Source organism: Pandoraea norimbergensis, from assembly GCF_001465545.3.
Taxonomy (GTDB): Bacteria; Pseudomonadota; Gammaproteobacteria; order Burkholderiales; family Burkholderiaceae; genus Pandoraea; species Pandoraea norimbergensis.
Map to the genome: position 1 here is coordinate 2,986,283 of NZ_CP013480.3, position 23,873 is coordinate 3,010,155.

Sequence of the window (23,873 nt, forward strand, 5' to 3'; positions counted from 1 at the left end):
CAATATTGACAATAAAATCCATCGGCATAAGCTTCAATGCGCCGGCAGTCTCGCATCGCGACTCATTGCGATGTTTCCATCGATTCATTCGAGGACTTCCTCATGCGTGTTACCGAATCCAGCGGACTTGGCGCCACCCGGCGCCCCGATGCCGTATCGCTCGCCGAAGATTCCACCTTTGTCGACAACTACTTGCGCGAGATGCTTCGTGCAGTCGATCACGACACCTCGTCGCATTCGATCGACACCACGTCGCTCACGCTGAGTGGCCATGGCGCGTTGCCTTGCGCGTTTCCGTTCACCGATTTCGCGACCGCGGCCATCGCCACGGCGAGTCTCGCGGTTGCAGCCCTCGGCACGGGTGAAGCGGGCAACTACGGTCTTGCGAGCGACGTCGCACTGCCTGCTGTGAATGTCGACCGGCGTCTTGCCTCGTTCTGGTTTCAGACATCGTTCCGCGCGCAGGGCTGGACGTCGTCGCCTCTGTGGGACCCGATCGCGGGCGATTACCGAACCGCCGATGGCTGGATCCGGTTGCACACCAACGCGCCGCATCACCGTGCTGCCGCGCTCGCCGTACTCGGCGTGCCGGGAGAACGCGACGCCGTGACGCAGGCCGTGTCTACATGGCAGGCCGATGCGCTGGAAGCGCAAATCGTCGCCAACGGTGGCTGCGCTGCCGCCATGCGAACGCTCGCGCAATGGGAGGCGCACCCGCAAGGTTTGGCCGTGGCGGCAGAACCGCTGCTGCACTGGCAAACGTTTGACGCGGGAGCAACGACGACGCGCACCGGCGCATGGCGACCGTTTGCAGGCCGTCCGCTCTCCGGCATTCGCGTACTGGATCTCACACGCATTCTGGCCGGGCCAACGGCGACACGTTTTCTCGCGGGTTTCGGCGGGCAAGTGCTGCGCATCGATCCGTTCGGCTGGGATGAACCGGGCACGGTGCCGGAAGTCGTTCTGGGAAAACGTTGCGCGCGTCTGGATCTGAAACAGGCGGACGGTCGAGCCACGCTGGAGGCGTTGCTGCGCGATGCCGACATCGTCGTCCACGGCTATCGGCCCGATGCGCTGGAAAATCTCGGACTGGGTGCCGAGCGCCGGCGTGAGCTCAACCCGGGCCTGATCGACGTCTCGCTCGATGCCTACGGCTGGCAGGGACCGTGGCACGCGCGCCGGGGCTACGACAGTCTGTTGCAGATGAGTGCGGGGATCGCGGATGCGGGCATGAAGGCCGCCAACGCGGCGCGTCCGGTGCCCCTGCCCGGGCAAGGGATCGACTATGCGACGGGATATCTGATGGCGGCCGCCGCCGTGCGCGCGCTGGCGTTGCGTCAGACACAAGGGCTCGGGGCGACGATTCGCGGGTCGCTGGCCCGTACCGCGCGCCTGCTGGTGACCCACCGTACGCAGACACCTCCTCCGCCGCCACTCGCTGAGGAGACCGCCGACGACTTGTCGACACGAATCGAAGATACGTCATGGGGCCCGGTACGTCGGGTGGCAACACCGATGACGATTGCCGGGACGCCGGTCGATTGGGCGCTGCCCGCGATGGCGCTGGGCACGGCAACGCCTGAGTGGCCCTAAGCGCCCGTCCCTGCCAGCCGGGCCGCACGCAGTTGGCGTTCGGCCTGACTGAGCAAGGCGGAAATATCCGCCACGGCCGACGATACGACGGCACGCTCGCCAACGGGATCGATATCGTCGGTCACCGGTTCCGCCATCGCGATACCGAAGCTCGCCGAGACGGTTAGTACCTCGCCATCGCCCAGCGGCAATGTGCTGGCTTCGATGCGTCCGCGCAGCAGTTCGGCGAATTGCTGCGCGCGCGATTCATCCAGCACGCGTGCCAGCACGACAAAGGCGTCGGCGCCCAGTCGCCCCACGACATCGCCCGGCTGGCAGGTATTCAGACACACCGCACTCACGCGGCGCAACACGTCGTCACCGACATGGTGTCCCCACGTGGCGTTGATTTGGGTGAAGTTGTCGATATCGAACTGGATCAGCGCCACGCGCCCCGGCGCGGGCATGGCGCATAGCGCACGCGCATGCCGCTCGAAAGCGCGCCAGTTCAGCAATCGTGTGAGGGGATCGGTGTCGGAGAGCATTTCCAGTTCGCCGACCAGCCGTGCGCGCTCGCGACGCAGTTGCATCAGTTCGATGCCGCTGAGTTGCAGGATGCGCAGCGCCTTGAACATCGTGCGCACTTCCGGGCGATGCATCGAGAGTTCTTCACCGACCACCGCCAGATGCGGATCGCCCTTGGCCAGCGCGTCGATGACGCCAGCGGCCGTCTCCAGCGGATAAACGACATTGCGCCGGAAGTTGCGCATGACCAGATAGATCATCAGCACCACGGCGATCTCAGCCACGGCGGTCGCGATCAGCAAGTGCAACGCCGAGGTGCGCCGGGCGTCGACCTTCTCCTGCGCCAGCGTCAGCATGGCATCGCGAAAGTCGGTGATCGAGCGCATCGTCGGGACGTATTGGCGAGCAAACGTTGCCGTCGAAAACGGCGCGGGTTTCGGCTGACTCGCTAGTGTCCGTACCGTCGCCACGTAATGCAGGCCGGCACCAAAGTACTGGGTATTGAGCGCCGAGACGATCCCTGCGGGCAGCTCTGACGGGTCGGACAAGCGCGACGTGATCATCTCGCGCAGTTGTTCGATACGGCCGAGAATCCGCTCCATGGCGCGTTGATCAGCCTCTGTGAGCGTCTGACCGGTAGTGAGCGACGCGGTGAATTGGGAGCCGAGTTGTCCAGCGTATTCGCGCAGATCGGCCGCCAGACGGGCAAGAATGATGTAGTGCAGCGCCTCGGGAGCGCCGCGCGCGATGATGTCGATGCGGGTGGAGGCGACCGGCGTGAAATCGGCGATCACGCGAATCATGCGATCGACGGCGTCTCGCACGGCGGCATCGCTGCGCATTTCGCGCGGGCGCTGCACCAGCAGGTCGACGTTGGCGCTGGCCGCCGCAAGATCCAGCCGCGCTTTCTCCACCGCACGCAAACTGGCGCCGCAGCGCTCGCAGTGGTCGGACGAGAGCACGTAAAGGAGTCGATCGAGTTGGGAGTTCGTGGCCTCTCGCGCGGTTCTCAGGGCGGTGACGGCCTCCTGCGGCAACGGCAGGTCGGCACCCAGCACGGCATTGGCGGGTCCGCGCTCGGCGGATGCCTTCTCCATCGCCAGAAGCGTGGCGCGCAACGCGTCGAACCCCTGAGCAGCATCGCTGGCACGTTGATACGACCGCCAGGCTAAGGTCAGCAATCCGGCGCAAAGCACGATAACGACAAAGACGATGGCCAGATTCTGCAACCGCAGACGGCCCGTCAGTGGCGAGGCAGACGGTAAATTACGCTTCATTCACGATCACACCGTCGGCCAAACGGTACGTACTCCCCTTGTAACTGTCACCGGCGGCAAGCCGGGACAGCGGCCAAACGGCTGACGGCGACAATGCACGCCCGGCACACGGCGTTCACGCGTTGACGCCGCGAACGCCCCGGAACGGGGCATTCAGCGAGACGGCGCATTGTCTCATAGTGCGTTTCACCGACGAGGAGACATCCCAAATTACCGGACGCCCGCATCGCCTGTCACAGATCACAGATCCACGGCCAGTTCGGTCCCCTGCTTGATCGCACGCTTAGCGTCGAGCTCTGCGGCCACGTCGGCGCCGCCAATCACGTGAACCCGGGCACCTGCCGCCTTCAGACCCGCTTCGAGCTCGCGCAGCGGCTCCTGCCCGGTGCACAGCACGACGTTGTCGACCGGCAGCACGTGCGGCAGCCCGTCCAGCGTCACATGCAGGCCTTCGTCGTCGATGCGCTGGTAGGTCACGGCGGGAATCATTTCCACGCCGCGGTGCTTGAGCGACGTGCGGTGAATCCAGCCGGTCGTCTTGCCCAGACCGTCACCTACCTTGGATGTCTTACGTTGCATGAGATAGACCTTGCGCGGCGAGGCTTCCAGCGCAGGGGCGCGCAGACCGCCCGCGTGGGCGTACGTCGGGTCGATACCCCATTCTGCGTAGAACTTCTCCGGTACCAGCGTGGCGCTTTCGCCGGCTTGCGTCAGAAACTCCGCCACGTCGAAGCCGATACCGCCGGCGCCGAGCACGGCCACCGTCTTACCGACCGACGCGCCGCCGCGCAGCACGTCGATATAGCTGAGCACTTTCGGATGGTCGATGCCTTCGATCTTCGGGGTGCGCGGCACGACGCCGGTGGCCAGCACGACGTCGTCGTAGCCGCCAGCGGTAAGCGAATCGACGCTGGCGCGGGTGTTCAACTGGACCTTGACGCCGGTCGCCGCCAGTTCGTGGCGGAAGTAGCGCAGCGTCTCGTAGAACTCTTCCTTGCCGGGGACGCGTTTGGCCATGTTGAACTGGCCGCCGATCTCGGCATCGGACTCGATGAGCGTCACGTCATGCCCCCGGCGGGCGGCCACCGTCGCGGCGGCAAGCCCGGCCGGACCGGCACCGACGACGGCAACGCGACGCGCGCGGCCTGCCGGTTCGATGCGCAATTCCGTCTCGTGGCAGGCACGCGGATTGACCAGACACGATGTGATCTTGCCGCTGAATGTGTGATCCAGACACGCCTGATTACAGCCGATACAGGTGTTGATGGCGTCGGCCTGCCCGGCAGCGGCCTTGTTCACGAACTCGGGGTCGGCGAGCAATGGACGCGCCATCGACACCATGTCCGCCTCGCCCGCCGAGAGAATGCGCTCGGCCACATCGGGCATGTTGATGCGGTTGGTCGTAATGAGCGGAATGCCGACGTGGCCCTTGAGCTTGCCGGTCACCCACGCAAACGCCGCACGCGGCACGCTGGTGGCGATGGTCGGAATACGGGCTTCATGCCAGCCGATGCCGGTATTGATCAGCGTGGCGCCTGCGGCCTCGACCGCTTTGGCCAGTCGTGCGACCTCGTCGAACGTGGAGCCGCCCTCGACCAGATCGAGCATCGACAAGCGGTAGATGATGATGAACTCGCGGCCTACGCGTTCACGCACACGACGCACGATTTCCACGGGGAAACGGATACGGTTCTCGTAGCTGCCGCCCCATTCGTCCGTGCGGTGATTGGTGCGTGCGGCGATGAATTCGTTGATCAGATACCCTTCCGATCCCATGATTTCGACGCCGTCATAGCCTGCGCGCTGCGCCAGCGCGGCGCAGTTGACGAAATCGTCGATGGTGGCTTCAACGTCGGCGCTCGACAATTCGCGGGGCTTGGCGGGGGTAATCGGCGCCTGCAATGCGCTCGGTGCGACGAGATCCGGATGGTAGGCGTAACGGCCGAAATGCAGGATCTGCAAGGCAATCTTGCCACCCGCAGCGTGCACGGCCTCGGTCACGACGCGATGCTTGTCCGACTCGTCTTCCGTGCTGAGCTTGGCGCCGCCGGCATAGGGGCGGCCCGCGTCGTTCGGCGCAATTCCGCCGGTAACCATCAGGGCCACACCGCCGCGTGCGCGTTCGGCATAGAACTCGGCCATCCGGGCGAAACCGTTGCGCGCTTCTTCCAGCCCGACGTGCATCGAGCCCATCAGCACACGGTTACGCAAGGTGGTGAAGCCCAGATCAAGGGGTTGCAACAGGTGGGGATAGCCGCTCATCGCTGTCTCTCTCGCTTTTCGGCAGGTTTTGGGGGTGCATCCGGGAAGCATAGGACACGTCGCTGCGTATCTCGGTTATGCAACCAGTTGCATAGTTTGATGGCGATTCTAAGGCGACAGCGGCCACTATGCAACGGGTTGCATAGGTGGAATAGAGTGCCTACACTGCCGGGCATGCCGCTCGCCCACGCCTTGATGACCTCGCTGCTGGAGAAATCCTCTTCGGGGTACGACCTTGCCCGCCGTTTCGACAAATCGATCGGCTTCTTCTGGCACGCCACGCATCAGCAAATCTATCGGGAACTGGCCCGCATGGAGGCCGCCGGGTGGATCGTCTCGACGGCCGCCCCGGACGGGGGGCGAACACGCAAGCGCGTCTATCGGGTGGTGGATGGCGGACGGGACGAGTTGCTGGCGTGGGCGGCAACACCGACGGAGCCGTCGGATTTGCGCGACGACCTGATGGTGCGTCTGCGCGCCGATGCCGCGATGGGGACGTTGGGGCTACAACCGGAATTGCGTCGGCGTGCAGGATTGCATGCGCAAAAACTCGCGGCCTACCGGGCGATCGAAGCCCGCGACTTCCCCGCAGGGGTTGAACTTTCGCGGGAGCGGGCGTTGCAGCGCCACATCCTCATGCTGGGCGTGAGGTATGAGCAAGGCTGGCTGGACTGGACGCGCGAGGCGCTGGCGTTGCTGGAACAGTGGGATGGGGTGGAAGTCAAGCCGGACTGACATCCGCCATGCGGGCGTTCACCATGTCTTGAATGCGCTGGCATCTGGCCATCAATTCGTCGAACGCAACGTCGCCGCTGATCAGAACGCTGTCATCGATCATGGCGAGGTAGTCGCTCGCAAGTGAATCGCGCGCCTCATCCTTCGGCACTAGGCACAAACCACCCGCCACCGCCGGGCCGTAATCGATGCCCCGCCCATCACCATCCTTTTCGGGATAGAACCACGCCTTATGTTGCGCGACCAGGGATGCGACGCCAACATCAGCGAGAACCGAATCAAACCCGGCGCTGTTGGCAATCGACATCAGATCGTGCCAGTGGCGCGAGTAACGCTCGCCCCGAACTCTCCCTTGCGCGCAATAGACGTGTACTGCTGTCGCCTTCTCCCAGAAGGTGCGAGCCAGACTCATAACGACAGGCGTTGCCCGTGGAAATGAGATGCCATCAAGGCGCCCGTCCATATCGCACTGCACGGCCATTGCCGTGTGAGGCTCCCCCGTGGCTCGCCCGCCAAACTCGAGTCTCACGGCCGGCGCAACGTAGCCCGTGCCACCCCCAGTCAGGGCAGGATAAGTCAGCAAAACGGTGTCCAAGTCCTTTCCGGTCAACGCCAGTGTCACTCCCTCCAAGCCATCCTCGGCGAGGCTTTTCTCGATCACCGGAATCACATTGGCGGTGATCCAGTGCGGAAGCGCGCGTCGGACTGCCGCCGACCACTTATTGGACTGGCTTCGGCTGGGTGGCAGAAATCCGCCATCGGGAATCAACTCTGGGATCAGTTTGCGAATGTCGTAGGTCAGATCGATGTCTTCCGAAAACCGGTCGATGACCCGGTACGCCTTGGAGAGCGATGTACCGCCCTTGAAGGTCAAATCGTCAGCCAGTTGCGAGGCAAAAAGCGCCCGAAGCGTCCAGACCACCCAGACATCCTTCTCCAACAGGTGCGCCGGGCGTCCGATCTGTTCGCGCGAAAATTCAGAGGCTTCGTACTGTTCGTTCTTGCTCAGATCAAAGAAATACTCAGCCACGCAACGACTCCTGCCCAATCGCCTTTGCCATCCATGAGGGCAACGCAGCGCGGGCCGCGATCAAAGTCCCCCAGTCAGCTTTGGACAAGCTTCGATGGAGTGCGTCCAGCGACTCGCTCACGTGCGATTGGCCCATCCATGCCAAGGCGCGCACCGCGTCGCCCGCAGGACTGCTGCCCAAGACAAGCATCCATTGGGGGGCATGCTTGATCGTCACCATGGATCGGCCGAGTGTCAGGTTTCTCGTCCGCCCGGAGGACAGGAAGACCTCACGCGTCGGCACCTGTTGCGTCAACCCGAGCGCATTCGCCGAATTCGCACCGTGAGGCACCAGCGTTTCGCCCGACTGTTCCGCGACTGCCTGCGCGACCTTCTCGGGCGACGGCGAGCGTTTGCCGAACCGGCTCAATACCGGGGCAACGTAGATCCCGCGCGATACACGCAATAGCTCCCCCGATTTCGTCAGACGCGAAAACGCCTGATCGATCGCCGCCCGGCTTCCCAGATGCAGAAATTCCTTGGGCGAGAGAACGCCTCCTTCAGGAAGGCCGTGGGCGTGCATACGGATGGATTCGGGCAACTTGGTCATTGAGACACCTCACTTTGTCAGAAAGTATATATTAGTTTCTGACATTCTTAATGCGCACTCACAAAATTCGGATGACGCCCCCTCCCTAGATGCGCACAAAAGGCGCTGACGCTGCTAGAACAAACGTGGCGCGGCCATCGATCACATTTCGCCGGCAAAGCACCGATAGAGACGTTCGCCTGCCACGCTAGCCGACCAGCGCGATTGCAGCGCGCATCTGCGCGTTGTCAAACGCCGGCGCGAAGGCCTCGACATCCAACGGCCCCATGCCGACGACAGACGAGACGGCAATCTCTCGCCACTGTCGCACCGCAGCGACGATTTCCGTGAGAATCTGCCGCGCCTCGCCTGCCGAAAGATGAAATATGCCAGCGCGATCCAAAGTCGCGTCAACGGCATCGACCGGTCCGTAGTCCTCGTCAAGCCAAAGCTTCAACTCGGGATCCTTGTCCGGAAACGGATTAATGTCGAACGCGGGGGACAGGCGCCACTGACCGTGTCCGACATGCAGAAATCCATGGTTCTGCACGTGATCATCAACATTGGTGATCAGCAGACTGAACACCATGCGACGCCACAGTTCTGCAAGATCCTTTCGGGGTTCCGCGCCGTTAGCCAAAATACACTCCGCGATCTGGCTGTAAGCGTAATCGCCATCACGCGAAGCCTGAAGCATCGAACCCGCTGACAAGTAAGGAATACGGCCTCCCAACGCACGATCGAAGCGTCGAATCACGGCGACGGGAATGTCCTCGGACATGACAATCCGGGCATCGGCCACCGTAATGCCCGCAGCGCGAGCCAGTCGTAATGCCAGCACCTCACCGCGCGTTACGCTCCTGTCGTCGCCGACACTGGGGAACTTGCCTATCGCAAGATGCCCATCGTCGTCGAGCACAGAACACTTCGGACGCATCCCCCCTAACGATGTCCCTCTCCCTCGCAAATATCGCAAATCGGCTTCCGTCTCCTGATGCAATTCAACGGCGCGCGACGCACCCATCAGGTGAGCCAGTTCCAGCAGCGGTGGTGTGGCGCGCTCGCCGTCGTGTGTCGCCCGCAAAAAATTGCCGTGCTCGTCGACGAGTCGTAACGCGCCAATTCGGCTCGTGTCGTCAACACCCAGCAGGTAGTCGATTTCCGAAAGCTTCGCGCTTGGCACCTCATCGCCTGCATTCCCACTGCGCAAGGCTCGCTGGCGGCGTTTGACATGATCGCGAGCGATGACACGGCAGCCCCAGCCATCGGGCTCGGTATCCGCGAAGGCGAAGTGAAAGACGGAATCGTGTCGCGTGGGTGCCTTGCGGAATTGAGGTTGCGCAACGAGCGGCAAATCCGGTGATACGGGAAACCTGTCGGCAAACGACAGCCAAGCATCCTCGTAGGCGAAATACGAGAACTCGCGCCGACCATCAAGCTGATAGGTCAACCGCCCGACTGGAATGGCGGCTTCTCCCAACGCAACCCGGACTGACGTCTGGCTCACAACGCCCCCGAATCTGGTTTCACGCGTTTGACGCGGACGCGCTTAGGCACTTGTTCGTTCATGAGTCCCAATCCAATATCGTCGCTTGCCGTGTCCAGCAGATGCGTCAGCTTATCCACTTCGCCAAGTACAAAAAACGCCTGAGCGATGAGCCCGATCGGAATCCGCGGGTCGCCACGCTCCATTCGACGTAATGTGGCAACAGACGTCTGAATGCGTTCTGCCATCGAAGCCTGCGTCAAGCGCCTGCGCCGCCGTGCCAGTGCAAGGTCAGTGCCAAGCTTGGCTAAGGCCCGGTTGATGGGCGCGGGCATCGTTCGATTCGTTTCGTCTCGACCGGCGTTACCGCTTACCAGTGAGCGATTATTCATGTTTATGCTTCCCATATGAGCGCTTAACGTAAGTGACTGTTGCGCCGATTATCATTTTCCGGGTCATCGCGCGTCAATCAAAAATCAAATAAGCGCTTACATGTGCTGCTTTATATTGAATAAACGCTTACAAATGAGCGTTTATATACAATCGCCGGCCAATTTTTTACTCCTAGGGCGAACCGCTCATCTCACACATATTTCGGACACCCCTCTCCCTTTCGTCCCATTTTCTTGTCAACGGGCCGGCCCGGTGGTGCGTTTACCTCTCAAGTCGGCGGTCCGCATCCCGGCGGAGCGTCACCGTTGTCGGCTTCATATTGGTCTTACCCTACGGCATTCATGGTGTTTTCTTCCAAGCTTTTCGGCCGCATGCGCGCTCTGGCGTCCATCTCGGCCCTGGTTGTGGGTGGTGTCCACCTCTCGCCTGCCTTCGCCAGCACGGTCATCGTGCTCGACTCCGGCGCTGCCCAACTATCTCTGATCGATCAGGCCACGCATAAGGTCATCGGCACCATGCCCACCGGCAAGGAGCCGCACCACCTGATGATCACCCCCGACAAACGCTCGCTCATCGTCGCCAACTCGGTCTCGAACAGCCTCATGTTCCTCGACCCGTCCAGCGGCAAGCTCCAGCGTCAGGTCGCAGACATCGACGATCCGTACCAGCTCGGCTTCTCGCCCGATCGCAAATGGTTCGTGACCGCCGCGCTGCGCCTCGACCGGGTAGACCTCTATCACTACGACGGTGAAAACGTCACGGTCGCCAAGCGCATTCCGCTGGCCAAGACGCCCAGCCACATGACCTTCTCGTCCGATAGCAAGACGGTCTTCGTCACCTTGCAGGACTCGGGCGAACTCGTCGCCATCGATCTGCCCACGCAGACCGTCAAATGGCGCATGAACGTCGGCAAGACCCCCGCCGGCCTGTGGATGACGCCGGGCGACAAATATCTGCTCGTCGGCATGACCGGTGAAGACGATGTCGCGGTGGTCGACTGGCGCACGCAGAAGGTGATCAAGCGCATCCAGACCGGACGCGGCGCGCACAACTTCCGCTCGCTCTCCGATGGCCGCCACATTGCCGTGAGTAACCGCGTCGAGAGCACCATCAGCATTCTCGATTACGAATCGCTCACTAAAGTCGCCGACATCACCGGCCTGATGCCCGGCCCGGACGATATGGAACTTTCCGCCGACAAACGCTATCTTTGGGTAACGTTCCGCTTTGCCCGCCACGTCGGCGTGATCGATCTGACCACGCGCCAACTGGTCGACCGCATCGCGGTGAACCGATCGCCGCACGGCATTTTCTTTGCCGACCGAGCCCCCGTACTCTCCCCGAATCCGGACTGACGAGGCCACCCGATGATTCAGGAAGCCATCAATTTCGTCGATAGCGGCATCTCCGCCGTGCAGACGCTCATCTACGTGGATGTGATCCAGCCGCTGCTGTTTCACTTCAACTTCATGGGCTATGACGACGATATTTACGACGCGCTCTACTTCGTCCTCATCGGCGTGCTGCAAATCGGCGTGTCGTACGCGCTGCTGCGCCCGCTTGAAGCCCTGCGCCCCGTTGAGAAGTGGCAGGATCGCCGCCAGGTGCGCGCCGACGTGATCTACACATGGATCGCCAAGCTCGGCATCCTGAATCTGCTGTTCTTCGTGGTGCTCCAGCCGGTCTTCAACGAACTGCAAAGCCAGATGGTGATCCACGGCCTGCCGAGCATCGATCTCGACGGCCTGTACCCCGGTGTCACCGATCAGCCGCTCGCCTCGTTCCTGATCTACCTGATCGTGCTCGACTTTGCCGGCTACTGGTATCACCGCTGGCAACACCGTTTCGGTGTCTGGTGGGAGCTGCACGCCGTCCACCACAGCCAGCAACAGATGTCGCTGTGGTCGGATGACCGTAACCACTTCCTCGACGACGTACTCCAAGCCGCATTCTTCGCAGGCATCGCCCTCTTCATCGGCGTGCAACCGGCGCAGTACGTGGTGCTGGTGGCCGTGAGCAACTTCCTGCAAAGCGTGCAGCACGTGAATGCCCGTCTGCCGTATGGCCGGGTGCTGGAACGCCTGATCGTGAGCCCGACGTTCCATCGCCGCCACCACGCCATTGGCTACGGCCACGAGGGCACGCGCTACGGCTGCAACTTCGGTGTGCTGTTCCCATGGTGGGACATGGTGTTTCGCACCGCCTCGTGGGAACACGCCGTCGAGCCGACCGGCATTCGCGACCAGTTGCCCGCACCGGAAGGCCGTTCGCGCCGGTACGGCATGGGGGTGATTGCACAGCAAGTCCGTGCGTTCGGCCGCATCGCCCGCCGTCTCATGCCCGGTCGCACCGCAGGCCGCCCGACGGCATAACGAGCACCAGTCAGCACAAGGGTGCTGAAAGCCCGCCCGGCTATCTTGCGCCGGATTATTTTCAGCACCCCTCAGTAACACGATGTAACAGGGGGCCTGTCACTGGCACCCCGCCCGCAAGGCCCCTTCCCGCCCCCTGATTTCCCTGCAATTTCCCCTGTCGTTACGGGCGTTTACGTCCCCTCGCGCCATGCCTGAGAACGCGTGCGGAGGTAAGATGCCGTAACTTCCAGCGCCTGTTCGGCCCGCCAAAACGGGCACCCCCGTCGCTAGACTGCTAAGCGTGGCAACCCGGGCCTCTCCCGGGTGCATGGGCGGCACATGTGCGTCGCGCTGGAGGCAGATATGGAAGCAGCACCGGATACCGGATCGCAACCGCCCAAGAAGCGGCGGCGTACCGCCCTATGGATTGGCATCGTCGTGCTCGTGCTAGTGGCATGGGTTGCCTGGCACCTCGCACATCGGCCCAATACCAAACGCGGTGCACAGCCGCAAATCGTCTCGGTGGCGCAGGCGGCCTACGGCGAAATGCCGGTGACGATCACCTCGCTGGGCACGGTCACGCCCGAAGCCACGGTGACGGTACTGCCGCAGTTGAGCGGCTACCTCACGCAGGTCGGCTATCAGGAAGGTCAGGAAGTCACCAAGGGCCAGTTCCTCGCGCAGATCGACCCTCGCCAGTACGAAATCAGCAAGGAACAGGCGCAGGCCCAACTCGCCAAAGACCGCGCCGCGCTCGCGCAAGCCAAGGCCGATCTCGCTCGCTATACCCAACTGCATCAGCAGAAGTCGATTGCCGAGCAAACCTTCGCCGATCAGCAATTCCTCGTGGCGCAGGACGAAGCCGCCGTCAAAGCCGATCTGGCCAACATCGCTCAGTTCGAGCTCGATCTGACCTACTGCCGCATCACCGCGCCGGTCGCTGGCCGCGTGGGTCTGCGACTCGTTGACGCCGGCAACTATGTGACATCGACGAGCACGACCGGCATCGCCGTCATCACCAGCGTCAAGCCGACGACGGTCGAATTCACCGTGGCCCAGAACGCGCTGCCGGCCGTGATGAAGCAGTACCGCACCGGCAAACCACTCGCCGTCACCGCATTTTCCAGCGACAACAAGGAAAAACTCGCCACCGGCGCGCTGTACGCCGTGAGCAACCAGATGGCTACGTCCACGGGCACGGTCACGTTGCGCGCACGCTTCGCCAATGACGACGAAGTGCTGTTTCCGCAGGAATTCGTCAATGTGACGCTGCTCGTCGACACGCTCCAGCACGTGGTGCTGGTGCCGACACCTGCCGTCCAGAGCGGTGCGCCGGGCGAGTTCGTCTACGTCGCCACACAGAACAATACGGCCTCGCTGCGCAAAGTCACCATCGGGCCGAGCGACGGCAAACACACGGTCATCACAGCCGGTCTGAATGCGGGCGAAACCGTGGTGACGGACGGCATGGACCGGCTGAGCGACGGCGCACACATTGCCCTGCCGAGCGCGACGACCCCAGCCAGCGGTGCGGCAGCGGCCAGCGAGACCGGTTCCGCCGCACAGGCGTCGGGCGCAGGACGCCACGGCGGACATCGCGGCGCATCGGCACCGGCGGCAGCGGGTGAAGCTTCGGGAGCATCAGGCGCATCGGCCCCGTCCGCAGCCCCGGCCTCCGCCGCTGGCACCCAATAACGCCATGTCCGTCCGACCGAGACCCCGCACCCCCGGCGCCCGCTCATGAATTTCTCTCGCATCTTCATCCTGCGCCCGGTCGCGACCTGGCTGCTGATGATCGCGCTCGTGCTCGTCGGCTTGGTGGCCGTGCGCGTGCTGCCAGTCTCATCGCTGCCCAGCGTCGATTACCCGACCATTCAGGTGCAGACGTTCTACCCGGGGGCCAGCCCTTCAGTGATGGCCACCACCGTGACCGCGCCGCTCGAAGTACAGCTCGGCCAGATTCCCGGCTTGCAGCAGATGATTTCGTACAGCGCTGAAGGCTCGTCGGTCATCACGCTGCAATTCGATCTCGCGTTGAATCTCGACGTCGCGCAGCAAAACGTCCAACAGGCTATCAACGCCGCGACCAGCCTGCTGCCGAGCGGCCTGCCCGCGCCGCCGACGTACGCCAAGGTGAACCCCGCCGACCAGCCGATCATGACGCTGGCGGTCACCTCGAAGACGCTCTCGCTCACACAGTTGCAAGACGCCGCCAACAACCGCCTCGCCGCGAAGATCTCTCAGGTGGCCGGTGTGGGTGTGGTCACGCTCGCAGGCGGTAACGTGCCGGCCGTGCGCGTGGAAGCCGATCCGCAAAAGCTCGCCGCTTACGGCCTCAATCTCGACGACCTGCGCACGCTGCTCGCCAACGTCAACGTCAGCCAGCCGAAGGGCAATTTCGACGGCCCCGAGCTTGACTACACGCTCGACGCCAACGATCAGATCTCCGATCCGCAGGACTATCTCGACACCGTCATTGCCTACCAGAACGGCTCGCCCGTGTATCTGCGCGATGTCGCCCACGTGTCGAAAGCCGCACAGGACGTGGAGCGCGGCGCCTGGTTCAACAAAACCCCGGCCATCGTGCTCAACGTGCAACGCCAGCCCGGCGCCAACGTGATTGCCACGGTCGACCAGATTAAGCGCGCATTACCGCAGCTCGAAGCCACGCTGCCTGCCGGTATGGAAGTGAGCGTGGTGTCCGACAGCACGGGCGTGATCCGCTCGTCGGTGAGCGACGCCGCGTTCGAGCTCGTGCTCGCTGTGGTGCTCGTGGTGGCCGTGATCTTCGTGTTCCTGCGCAACGTGCCGGCCACCATCATTCCGAGCATCTCGGTACCGGTCTCGCTGATCGCCACGCTCGCGGTGATGTACGAACTCGGCTACTCGATCGACAACCTGTCGCTCATGGCGCTGATCATCGCCACCGGCTTCGTGGTGGACGACTCGATCGTCATGATCGAAAACGTGGTGCGCTATCTCGAACAGGGCATGCCGCCGCTGGAAGCGGCACTGGCCGGTGCTGGGCAGATTGGCTTCACGATCATGTCGCTGACGATCTCGCTGATCGCCGTGCTGATTCCGCTGCTCTTCATGGGCGGCGTGATCGGGCGGCTGTTCGGCGAGTTCGCCGTCACGCTCGCCGTCACCATCGTGATATCGGCCATTGTGTCGCTCACGGTGGTGCCGATGCTGTGCGCACGGATACTGCGGGCGCAGGAAGACCGCCATCCGAGCCGCTTCGAACGCGTGAGCGAGCGGTTGTTCGACAAGACGCTCGCCGCCTATGAGCGCGGCCTGCGCTGGGTGCTCGATCACCAGTTGCTCACGCTGATCGTGGCGCTGATCACGGTGGCACTGACCGTCGTGCTCTACGTCGTCATTCCGAAGGGGCTCTTCCCGGTGCAGGACGTGGGCGTGCTGCAAGGCATTACCGTGGCCGACAACTCAGTCTCGTACTCGGCGATGGTGAAGCGCCAGACGGCACTGGCCGAAGAGGTGCTGAAAGACCCTGATGTGACCTCGATCACCTCGTACGTCGGCATCGACGGCATCAACACCACGCTCAACAACGGCCGGTTCCTCATCAACCTGAAAGCGCGTGACGACCGTTCGGAGACGGCGGCCGAGATCGGGCGCCGGATACAAACGGCGACCGCCGGGGTGCCGGGCATCAAACTGTATGTGCAGCCTGCACAGGATCTGACGTTGGACACCACGGTGTCGCCGAACCAGTACAAGTTCGTACTGCGCGGCCCCGATCAGGCGACGCTCGCCAAATACGTGCCGCCGTTGATTGCCCGCATGAAGAAGATATCGTCGATCACCGACGTGGCGAGCGATCTGGATACCAGCGGCCTGTCGATTCAGGTGGAAGTGAACCGGCAACTGGCAGCCCGCTACGGCATTACGCCCGCGACCATCGACAACGCGCTGTACGACGCCCTCGGTCAGCGCATCGTGTCGACGATCTTCCAGCAATCGGCCCAGTACCGGGTGATTCTGGTGGCCAAGCCCGAAAGCCTGAACACGATCAACTCGCTGGGCGCGATCTATCTGCCGAGCCAGACGAGTTCAAGCGGTCAGGTGCCGCTCTCCGCCATCGCCACCTTGAAGATCATCAGCACGCCGCTCGCGATCAGTCATTTGCAGCAATTCCCGGCAGTGACGGTGTCCTTCAATCTGGCAAGCGACGCGTCTCTCTCTAGCGCCGTGAAGGAGATTCGCGCGGCTCAACAGGCCGTGAACCTGCCGCCCTCGATCGCCTCGTCGTTCCAAGGGGCTGCACAAGCGTTCGAAGACTCACTCTCCAGCGAGGTCTATCTGCTGATTGCGGCGCTCGTCGCGGTGTATATCGTGCTGGGCGTGCTGTATGAGAGCTTCATCCACCCGGTGACGATTCTCTCGACACTGCCGTCGGCCGGCATCGGCGCGTTGCTGGCGTTGATGATCACCGGCAGCGACCTCGACGTGATCGGCATCATCGGGATCGTGCTGCTCATCGGGATCGTCAAGAAGAACGCCATCATGATGGTCGACTTCGCGCTCGACGCCGAGCGCAACCACCACAAGCCGCCGCGCGAGGCCATCTTCGAGGCGTCGCTGCTGCGCTTCCGGCCGATTCTGATGACGACGCTCGCGGCCATGCTCGGCGCGCTGCCGATGCTGCTTGGCACGGGCACCGGCTCGGAGCTGCGCCGTCCGCTCGGTCTGGCGATCATCGGCGGGCTGATGCTCAGCCAGTTGCTCACGCTGTTCACCACGCCGGTCATCTATCTGTACTTCGACCGCATGGCCGAGCGGGTGCGCGAGCGCCGGGCAGCGCGACGTGCTGCACGCGGGGGCACCCCGCCGCCGCAAGGCCCCGACCAGACCGACGGATCGAGCGGACCGACCTCACCGAAGGCGCCGGATGAGCCGCCCGCAGGAGATGCGCCGTGAACATGTCGGCGCTCTTCATCAAGCGCCCGGTCGCCACCACGTTGCTGGCGATCGCGGTGCTGCTCTCCGGCACTCTCGCGTATCTGCGGCTGCCGGTGGCGCCACTGCCTAACGTGTCGTTCCCTGTCATTGCCGTGCAGGCGAGCATGGCCGGCGCCAGCCCGGAGATCATGGCCGCGACCGTGGCCGAACCGCTGGAGCGCCGGCTGGGCGTGATTGCCGACGTGAGCGAACTGACGTCTACCAGCACTGTCGGCTCGGTCTCGATCCCGGTGGTATTCGGCCTAAACCGCGATATCGAAGGTGCCGCGCGCGACGTCGAAGCCGCCATTCAGGCCGCCCGGGCCGACCTGCCGACCACCTTGCGCAGCAACCCGAGCTACCGCAAGTTCAACCCGGCCGACACGCCGGTGATGGTGATTGCGCTCACGTCGGCCACGCTGACCACGGCGCAACTCTACGACTCGGCAGACTCGATCATCCTGCAACAACTCTCGCAGGTGGATGGTGTCGGCCAGATCACGGTCGGCGGTGGCGCCCTGCCGTCGGTGCGCGTGGAACTGGAGCCGGGCAAGCTCAACAGCTACGGCATCGGGCTGGAAGACGTGCGTGCGGCGATTGCGGCGGCCAACGCCAACAGCGCCAAAGGCCATCTGGATCAAGGCGACCAGCGCTTCGAAGTCACGTCCAACGACCAGATCAGCAAGGCGGCCGGTTACCGCGACCTCGTGGTGGCCTACCGCAACGGCGCGCCGGTGATGCTGCACGACGTGGCGCTCGTGCGCGACAGCAACGAAAACATTCGCAACGCCGGGCTGTTCAACAACAAGCCGTCGGTGCTCGTGATCGTCTACCCATCGCCGGGCAGCAACGTGGTCAAGACGGTCGCACAGATCCGCAAGATTCTGCCGCTGGTTGAAGCCACGCTGCCCAGCGACATCAAGGTGAACGTGGCGCTCGACCGCTCGGTCTCGGTCGAAGCGTCGCTGGGGGACACCGAGCGCACGCTGATGCTGGCCGTACTGCTGGTGATCGGCGTGGTGTTCGTGTTCCTGCGCTCGCCGCGCTCGACCCTGATCCCTGCGGTGGTCCTGCCGCTGTCGATCATCGGCACGTTCGGGCCGATGTATCTGCTCGGCTACAGCCTCGACAACCTCTCGCTCATGGCGCTGACCATCGGCACCGGCTTCGTGGTGGACGATGCCGTGGTCGTGATGGAAAACATCGTGCGTCATCTGGAATTGGGCGTGCCGCCCAAGGAGGCGGCGTTGCAGGGCTCGGCGGAAGTCGGCTTTACGGTGCTCTCGATGAGCCTGTCGCTGATCGCCGTGTTCCTGCCCATTCTGCTGATGCCGGGCATCGTCGGCCTGCTGTTCCACGAGTTCGCCGTCACGCTCTCGATCGCCATCCTGTTGTCGCTGGTGATCTCGCTGACAGTCACGCCAACCTTGTGCGCCTACGTGCTCACCCGCGAATCGGCCACGTCGGAGGCCCGTTGGTCAGTCTGGGTCGGCCGCCAGTTCGACCGGTTCCGCGACGCCTATTCACGCTCGCTTACGGCGGTGCTCGATCACGCCGGGCTGGTCGGGCTGGTCATGCTGGCGCTGCTGGTCGGCAACGTGTTCCTGTTCCGTTTGCTGCCAGCCACGTTCTTCCCCGAGCAGGACACGGGCATTCTGATCGGCCAGATCATGGCCGATCAGAGCATCTCGTTCCCGGCCATGCGCAAGAAGCTCGAACAGTTGCAGACCATCGTGCAGACCGACCCGGCCGTCGCCTCGGTCGCGGGCTTCACCGGTGGCCGCTCGCTCAACTCGGCGACCGTCTTCGTGCAGTTGAAGCCACTGGCCGAGCGGCACCTCTCGGCCGACGCCGTCGTCAACCGGCTGCGGCCCAAGCTCAACGCGGTCTCAGGTGCGCGGTTGTTCCTTCAGGCGCAGCAGGATCTACGCATCGGGGGCCGTTCGTCGGCGGCCGAATACCAGTACACGCTGACCAGTGACGATGCGGATGCCCTCTACAAATGGGTGCCCAAACTCGTCGCCGAACTCAACAAGCACCGGGCCACGATGCTCGACGTGAATACCGATCTGCAACAGAACGGTTTGCAGATGTACGTGGATATCCATCGTGCGACGGCGGCTCGCTTCAATCTGCAACCGAACCAGATCGATAACGTGCTCTACGATGCCTTTGGGCAGCGCACCGTGTCGACCATCTACAACCCGATCAACCAGTATTTCGTGGTGATGGAGGTCGCGCCGCAGTATTGGCAATACCCGAATTCGCTCGACCAGATCTATTTGAGTACGGCGGCGGGGAACGCGAACGGGTCGGCGCAGACGCAGATGTCGAGCAAGACAGTCAGTGGCGTCACGGCCAAGACCGCTGCATCGAGCACCAACCCGCTCAATGCCAACGCGGTCGCCAATCAGCAGAACAACGCCATCGCGAACAACCGGGGCGGCAGTTCCAGCGGCAGCGCAGACAGTACGGCGGCGGAGACGATGGTGCCGCTCTCGGCCCTCGCCAGCTTCTACCCGCGCCATACCGCCACGCAGGTCAACCATCAGGGCGGCATGGTGGCGGCAACAGTCTCGTTCAATCTGCCGGCGGGCGGCTCGCTGAGTCAGGCGCAGGTCGCCATCGACGATGCCGCGCGGGCCATCGGTATGCCGGCGTCGATTCACGGCGCGTTTGCGGGCGCGGCACAGGCGTTTTCGCAATCGATGGGCACCGTGCCGTTGCTGATTCTTGCGGCGCTGGGCGTGGTGTACATCGTGCTGGGGGTGCTGTACGAAAACACGATTCACCCGCTCACCATTCTCTCTACGCTGCCGTCGGCGGGGATCGGCGCAACCCTCGCCTTGCTGATCTTCGGGACGCCGTTCTCGGTGATCGCAATGATCGGCATGATTCTGCTGATCGGGATCGTCAAGAAGAACGGGATCATGATGGTGGACGTCGCGATCCAGTTACAGCGCAATCAGGGGCTCGACGCCAAGCGCGCCATTCACGAAGCGGCCGTCGTGCGGCTGCGTCCGATCATGATGACGACCGCGGCTGCCGTGCTGGGTGCCGTGCCGCTGGCCATCGCACTGGGGCAAGGCGCATCGCTGCGTCAGCCGTTGGGCGTGACGGTCATGGGCGGGCTGCTGCTCAGCCAGATCTTCACGCTGTACACGACCCCTGTCATTTATCTGTATCTCGACCGGCTGCGCGAGCGCGTCGCGCGCTGGTCGAAACACCTGCCCTGGAACCGTCGCCAAGGCACGGAGGCATGACCATGAAACCGATGACACTTCCCTCGCAAGCCTCCCCGCCCGCCCGCCGCTGGCCGCGTCTAACCTTCGCCTGCCTCGCCAGTCTGATGCTGCTGAGTGCTTGCGCGGTCGGCCCGGATTACCAACGCCCGGCGGTCGCGATGCCGACGCAATTCACCGAACTGGAAGGCTGGACGCAGGCCCGGCCCGATGCGGAAGGCCCGAAAGGCGAATGGTGGAAAGGCTTTCACGATCCGCTGCTCGACGAGTTGATGCCGCAGGTGGAAATCTCGAATCAGACCGTGCGCCAGAGCTACGCCAACTATCAGCAGGCATTGGCGGAAGTGCGTGTGGCGCGCGCCGGTCTGTTCCCGACGGTCGGTATCGACGGCTCGGCCACGCGCTCGCGCGGCAGCAGTGGCGGCGCGAGCACCAGCGCGGCACTGGCGTCGCATTCCGGTGCGAATATCGTCAACGCGGCCGCCGCCGAAGGCACCGTGAGTTGGGCGCCTGACATCTGGGGACAGGTGCGCCGCACCATCGAGCAAAGCAGCACGACGGCGCAGGCCAGTGCGGCAACGCTGGCCAACGCGACGCTGTCCGCACAGATTTCACTGGCGAACGCCGTGATTGACCTGCGCATCACCGACGCCAATATCGCCCTGCTCAAGCAGACCGTCGATGCGTACACCGCGTACCTGCGTGTGGTGGCCGATCAGGACCGCGCGGGCACTGTGCCGCCGTCGGACCTGATCACGGCACGCACGCAACTCGAGAATGCGCGGTCGAGCCTGATTGCGTTGGGTGTGTCGCGAGCGCAGTACGCGCATGCGATTGCGGTGCTGGTCGGGCGCAATCCCGAGTCGTTGACGATTGCGCCGAACAACGCGTTGCCGACACTTCCCGATGTACCGATCGGCCTGCCGTCCACCCTGCTGCAACGCCGGCCGGACGTCGCGGTGGCCGAACGTCAGATGGCATCGCAGAACGCAGCGATTGGCATTGCCGTCGCCGCGTACTACCCGAATATCACGCTGTCGCTCTCGGATGGCTTCTCGGCGGCTCCGGTCGCCGGGCTGTTCAAGATTGCGAACTACGTCTGGTCGTTGGGGGCGAGTGCGAGCGAAACGATTTTCGACGCCGGGCAGCGCAGCGCCAAGGTGGACGCCGCAAAGGCAGGTTACGACGCCGCCGTTGCCAACTATCGCGGCACGGTGCTCACGGCATTGCAGGGCGTGGAGAACGATCTGGCATCACTGCGCATTCTGGAACAGCAGTCGCAGGTACTGGACTCTGCCGTGAAGGACGCGACGGACGGCGCACGCATCGCCCTCAATGAATATCAGGCGGGCACCGTCGACTACACGACCGTCGTCACGGCAACGACCACGCAACTCAACACGCAGCAAAATGCCCTGACCGTGCACGAGTCCCGCCTGCTGGCTGCAACCGCGCTGATCGGCGATCTCGGCGGAGGCTGGTCGGATACCACGCTTTCGGAGAACGATCCGGTGAAGAAGTGAACTACGCCGCCTCGCCTGCCAGCCGCTCACGCAGCCAGCGCAGAAAATTGTCGAAGTCGGGGGGCTGTGCGCCGTCTCCCGGCAGCGCCATCAGGCCGAACGGCAGTTCCGCAAATCCCCAAGGGGCCACCAACTGCCCTTCGCTGAGTTCCTTTCGCACCAAACGCCGTTCGACGAGCGCGACGCCCAACCCTGACAGTGCCGCTTCGATGCACAGATGGGTGTGTGGAAAGGCAATCTCCCCGCCCGCGCCGATTTTGCCCGCGGACTGTCCGTCCCAGTAGGTCCAAGCGCTCGAGGTGAAGTCGTGCGTGATGCGCGTGCCCGTGGCCGCCCGGCGTTGGTAGCCGGGCGCACATACTGGCCCGAAGGCCACCGGCGCCAAACGAATCGCACGCTGGCGATCGGCTTCCGGGTACGAGGTCAGATCCCACGCAATCACCAGATCCGCGCCCTCGCTGCGAATCTCCCGGGCGGAGGTCATCGACAGCCGAATACCCACATCGGGGTACTGCCGATAGAAGTCGGCCAGATTCGGCACCAGCCACCGCATCGCGAACGTCGCGCTGCATGCCACGTGCAGCCCCGAGCGCTTGACCTGCGTGCGAAGGCGCGTGTAGCCCTGCTCCAGTTGCTCGAACACCGACGTGACAAGTGCAAACAAGCCCTGTCCGTGGGCGTTGAGCTTCAACCCCGTCCCGTCCTTGTCGAACAGCGGCGCCCCAACGTGCTCCTGAAGCAACTTCAACTGGCGGCTAACGGCGCCGTGCGTGCGAAACAGCTCCTCGGCGGCCCTCGTCACCGACTGGTGCCGGGCCGTCGCTTCGAATGCGCGCAGCAGGGATAGCGGCGGCAAGTCTCGCATTTCGCCCTCTTTCGTCAAATAAACTATCGAATCCGACGAAAAAATTCGATTTTCGACGTGTACCGAAAACCCTATTCTTTCATCGCATACACGGTTGAATATCGTCACATTACGGCAAAACTGGGTCGTTACGATGACGGCATGGACCGATAGCGATTCTCACACAACATCAGAAAGGGCCGTTTCAATGGATAAGCGATTTAACGATGGGAGCGCTGGCGACGCGAACTACGGCACGATCGGCGTCGGCTATACCCAGTACCGTCAGCCCGAACCCCATATCGAGGGATTTATCCGCCAAGCCTTGGGCGACGCGCATTCGGTGCTCAACGTCGGTGCAGGCGCAGGCTCCTACGAGCCGGTCGAGCGCAGCGTCGTCGCGGTAGAACCGTCGGCGTCCATGCGCGCCCAGCGTCCGGCGCACCTGCCGGTCGCCATCGATGGCGTGGCACAAAGTCTGCCGTTTGCCGATGCCTCGTTCGACGCCAGCATGGCGACGTTCTCGGTTCACCAGTGGCCCGATCTCGCCGCCGGATTGCGCGAAATGCGCCGCGTGACGCGCGGCCCGGTCCTGATCCTGACCTGCGCCCCTGCCCGCCTGCCTATGTCGTGGCTGGCGGATTACGCGCCGGAGATGATTGCTGTCGAAGCGCGGCGATACCCTTCGATTTCCGCCATCGAAGAAGGACTGGGCGGACGCGTGGAAGTACATCCGGTGGAGATTCCGCTTGCGTGTACGGACGGCTTCAGCGAAGCGTATTACGGCCGCCCGGAGCGTCTGCTCGAACCGGGCGCACGCCGCGCCAATTCCGCATGGAGCTTTGTCGAACCCCGCGTGGAAGACAACTTTGTCGAACGCCTGCGCCGCGACCTCGACAACGGGACCTGGGACGAGAAATACGGCGCGCTGCGCACACAACCGTTCTTCGACGGGTCGCTGCGATTGATCGTCGGGCATCCGGTCTGACGACGGAAACACCAGATCTGCTGGTATTCTTCGGGGCAAACTCGAGAAATGGGTCGTACGCCGTGCCGGCTGCGCCGCGCGCCCGGCAGGACAGTCAGGTTCCAGATCAGCA

Annotated in this window: 16 protein-coding genes; 9 read left to right on the forward strand and 7 right to left on the reverse strand. The window is 63.4% G+C overall.

Features of this window, described 5'->3' with window-relative positions:
- Positions 1 to 201 precede the first annotated feature (201 nt).
- Positions 202 to 1,593, forward strand: coding sequence for a CoA transferase (locus AT302_RS12940; RefSeq protein ID WP_157125937.1), 1,392 nt, complete (start codon positions 202 to 204; stop codon positions 1,591 to 1,593).
- Here the strand turns inward: AT302_RS12940 and AT302_RS12945 are convergent.
- Positions 1,590 to 3,374, reverse strand: coding sequence for a GGDEF domain-containing protein (locus AT302_RS12945; RefSeq protein ID WP_058378806.1), 1,785 nt, complete (start codon positions 3,372 to 3,374; stop codon positions 1,590 to 1,592). The two genes, AT302_RS12940 and AT302_RS12945, sit on opposite strands and share 4 nt — an antisense overlap.
- A gap of 240 nt (positions 3,375 to 3,614) precedes the next feature.
- Entirely contained in the window at positions 3,615 to 5,636 is a 2,022-nt protein-coding gene (locus AT302_RS12950) for an NADPH-dependent 2,4-dienoyl-CoA reductase (protein WP_058378807.1), read from the reverse strand.
- Between the two features lie 174 nt (positions 5,637 to 5,810).
- Here AT302_RS12950 and AT302_RS12955 point away from each other — a divergent pair, with 174 nt between their 5' ends.
- Positions 5,811 to 6,371: a PadR family transcriptional regulator gene (locus tag AT302_RS12955; protein ID WP_058378808.1), complete on the forward strand. Its 561-nt coding sequence runs from the start codon at positions 5,811 to 5,813 to the stop codon at positions 6,369 to 6,371.
- Here AT302_RS12955 and AT302_RS12960 read toward each other — a convergent pair.
- The 4 genes from AT302_RS12960 to AT302_RS12975 form a co-directional block, all read right to left on the reverse strand.
- Entirely contained in the window at positions 6,358 to 7,401 is a 1,044-nt protein-coding gene (locus AT302_RS12960) for a nucleotidyl transferase AbiEii/AbiGii toxin family protein (RefSeq protein WP_058378809.1), read from the reverse strand. The two genes, AT302_RS12955 and AT302_RS12960, sit on opposite strands and share 14 nt — an antisense overlap.
- The gene (locus tag AT302_RS12965) at positions 7,394 to 7,990 is read right to left on the reverse strand and encodes a DUF6088 family protein (RefSeq protein WP_058378810.1); all 597 of its coding nucleotides are present in this window, start codon (positions 7,988 to 7,990) and stop codon (positions 7,394 to 7,396) included. Before AT302_RS12965 ends, AT302_RS12960 begins: the two co-directional genes overlap by 8 nt.
- 187 nt (positions 7,991 to 8,177) lie before the next feature.
- Complete coding sequence (locus tag AT302_RS12970) at positions 8,178 to 9,449, reverse strand: type II toxin-antitoxin system HipA family toxin (protein WP_237172148.1); 1,272 nt, start codon at positions 9,447 to 9,449, stop codon at positions 8,178 to 8,180.
- A gap of 23 nt (positions 9,450 to 9,472) precedes the next feature.
- A complete protein-coding gene (locus AT302_RS12975; protein ID WP_237172149.1) occupies positions 9,473 to 9,847 on the reverse strand; it encodes a helix-turn-helix domain-containing protein in 375 nt (124 codons plus the stop codon).
- A 372-nt stretch (positions 9,848 to 10,219) separates the two neighbouring features.
- On the opposite strand from AT302_RS12975, the gene AT302_RS12980 reads away from it, so the two are divergent.
- From AT302_RS12980 to AT302_RS13005, 6 genes are all read left to right on the forward strand, one after another.
- Positions 10,220 to 11,203, forward strand: coding sequence for a YVTN family beta-propeller repeat protein (locus tag AT302_RS12980; RefSeq protein WP_058380308.1), 984 nt, complete (start codon positions 10,220 to 10,222; stop codon positions 11,201 to 11,203).
- Between the two features lie 12 nt (positions 11,204 to 11,215).
- Positions 11,216 to 12,220: a sterol desaturase family protein gene (locus AT302_RS12985; protein ID WP_058378813.1), complete on the forward strand. Its 1,005-nt coding sequence runs from the start codon at positions 11,216 to 11,218 to the stop codon at positions 12,218 to 12,220.
- Positions 12,221 to 12,565: 345 nt separating this feature from the next.
- Complete coding sequence (locus tag AT302_RS12990) at positions 12,566 to 13,897, forward strand: efflux RND transporter periplasmic adaptor subunit (RefSeq protein ID WP_058378814.1); 1,332 nt, start codon at positions 12,566 to 12,568, stop codon at positions 13,895 to 13,897.
- Positions 13,898 to 13,942: 45 nt separating this feature from the next.
- Positions 13,943 to 17,143 (forward strand): efflux RND transporter permease subunit, encoded by a 3,201-nt coding sequence (locus AT302_RS12995; RefSeq protein ID WP_084656209.1) that lies wholly within the window; start codon positions 13,943 to 13,945, stop codon positions 17,141 to 17,143.
- Complete coding sequence (locus tag AT302_RS13000) at positions 17,140 to 20,427, forward strand: efflux RND transporter permease subunit (RefSeq protein WP_058378815.1); 3,288 nt, start codon at positions 17,140 to 17,142, stop codon at positions 20,425 to 20,427. The genes AT302_RS12995 and AT302_RS13000 overlap by 4 nt, the downstream gene beginning before the upstream one ends.
- Before the next feature lie 2 nt (positions 20,428 to 20,429).
- A complete protein-coding gene (locus AT302_RS13005) occupies positions 20,430 to 21,929 on the forward strand; it encodes an efflux transporter outer membrane subunit (protein WP_407668838.1) in 1,500 nt (499 codons plus the stop codon).
- Between the two features lies 1 nt (position 21,930).
- On the opposite strand, the gene AT302_RS13010 is transcribed toward AT302_RS13005, so the two are convergent.
- Positions 21,931 to 22,794: a LysR substrate-binding domain-containing protein gene (locus AT302_RS13010; RefSeq protein WP_058378816.1), complete on the reverse strand. Its 864-nt coding sequence runs from the start codon at positions 22,792 to 22,794 to the stop codon at positions 21,931 to 21,933.
- A 187-nt stretch (positions 22,795 to 22,981) separates the two neighbouring features.
- Between AT302_RS13010 and AT302_RS13015 the strand changes: the two genes are divergently transcribed.
- A complete protein-coding gene (locus AT302_RS13015) occupies positions 22,982 to 23,761 on the forward strand; it encodes a class I SAM-dependent methyltransferase (protein ID WP_058378817.1) in 780 nt (259 codons plus the stop codon).
- Positions 23,762 to 23,873: the final 112 nt, after the last annotated feature.